Annotated in this window: 1 protein-coding gene and 1 pseudogene; one reads left to right on the top strand and one right to left on the bottom strand. The window is 30.8% G+C overall.

Translation table 11 applies throughout. From position 1 onward, the window contains the following. Positions 1-156 (bottom strand): annotated as a pseudogene (locus BLP81_RS13805) (IS1182 family transposase); the annotation flags it as partial. Positions 157-419: 263 nt separating this feature from the next. On the opposite strand from BLP81_RS13805, the gene BLP81_RS13500 reads away from it, so the two are divergent. Beyond that, the gene (locus tag BLP81_RS13500; protein ID WP_093370561.1) at positions 420-935 is read left to right on the top strand and encodes a hypothetical protein; all 516 of its coding nucleotides are present in this window, start codon (positions 420-422) and stop codon (positions 933-935) included. Positions 936-1,040 lie beyond the last annotated feature (105 nt).

Below are 1,040 nucleotides of genomic sequence, written 5' to 3'. Positions count from 1 at the left end.
TTGACCGCTTGAACCGTAATAAGGCTTGGTTAATTTGTACAGATCCTCTAAATCCAAAACCGGCTTTAATCTGCGATAAAAATTCTCTTCGGGGATGCGTTCACTCAGTAAGAATCGAGTAAACAATTTCTCTTGATAAGTCTTTTTTCCTTGCATTACTAAAGATAAACAATTCCAAACTTTTCAATGCCAATCAATTCTATATATTTACAAGAAATTCAGTTGTGCAACAGGCACACTGCATATCGCTCATTGCGGATTTTCGGCTGAAATCGGAGTTTTGGGATTTTCTGGGATTAAAATCATAAATTGAAAAATAAATACTAATTTTTCCGAAACGAAGCGATATGCGAGAACGTTGTAAAACATTTAAACCGAATTTCATCTTGTATGTAATCAAGAAAAACTTAATAAACTAAATGAAGTCCTTTAAATCGATAAAAATTATTTTTTCAATTTTCTTTATTGTTAACCTTGTAAGTTGTGCATCACATAAGAAAATCAATAGGCAAATCTCTAAAGTTTTTTGTTCTGAAGAATTTTACTTTGCTTTGGATAAATCAAGTGAACTGGTGAAAATCAAATATCAAGGTGAACATTGGGGAAAAACAAAATATCCAGATTATCAATCGACATTTAGGGATGCTATTGAAGAGTTGAAGTCTAATTCAAAAATTAAAATGGAATATAAACATGTTCTTGGATTCCCATCAGATAAAATAATTAAGGTTAATGTTATAATAAAAAGTATTGAATGGGAATTCAAAGAAACCTCGGCAACTATGAGAACCGAATTATTATATGAAATGCCAAACGATACTATTTACATAACAGGTGTGAATAAAGTAATTATTGGAGGTTCTAAAACTGGTAACCTAATGAAATCTCTAAAAGATGGTACTTATAAGTTTCTAACGGATTTTTGCACTAATTAAAAACGTTTTACAACAATGGTAACCGTTGCACAAGCCAATAAAAATCCAAAAAACAAGTCATTTTAAGCTCTTTTCAGGGCTTTTGTCTTTTTATCAGAGTTGGTT

Source organism: Psychroflexus sediminis (genome assembly GCF_900099815.1).
Lineage (GTDB): Bacteria > Bacteroidota > Bacteroidia > Flavobacteriales > Flavobacteriaceae > Psychroflexus > Psychroflexus sediminis.
Note: the sequence above shows the minus strand (reverse complement) of the source record. Positions and strands in the feature narration are given on the sequence as shown.

Excerpts from the sequence above, each read along its gene's own strand:
- BLP81_RS13500 (WP_093370561.1), top strand. The coding sequence starts at position 420 with ATGAAGTCCTTTAAATCGATAAAAATTATTTTTTCAATTTTCTTTATT.